The sequence below is a fragment of the Paraburkholderia sp. SIMBA_027 genome (assembly GCF_046535315.1).
Classification (GTDB): Bacteria; Pseudomonadota; Gammaproteobacteria; order Burkholderiales; family Burkholderiaceae; genus Paraburkholderia; species Paraburkholderia tropica.
Genome location: NZ_JAWRWY010000632.1, coordinates 1 through 270, shown reverse-complemented (window position 1 = coordinate 270; position 270 = coordinate 1). Strand labels below are relative to the sequence as shown.

Below are 270 nucleotides of genomic sequence, written 5' to 3'. Positions count from 1 at the left end.
CCGCCGCGGCGCGTGCGCTACCCCGTGACGATGCTCGATACTCACCTGACGGAGAGCTTCGTAACATACGGTGCCGAGCACATTATGTTCGAATCCGCCTATGGGACACGGTACGCGAAGATCATCTCGGTGAAGGAGTGGATGGGGTTCCAGGAAGCTGCGCTCGATGTCCTCGCCGACGTCGACGCCGAGTTTGACGTCTGCGTCATGTTTCGATTCCTGTCGACAAGCAAAGCGCAGGCATACATCGAGAAGATGCGCAAGTTTTAC

At 57.4% G+C, this 270-nt stretch carries 1 pseudogene; it reads left to right on the top strand.

The features are described 5' to 3' along the window. Positions 1 to 270: pseudogene (locus SB764_RS40535) on the top strand (type IV secretion system protein VirB4); the annotation flags it as partial.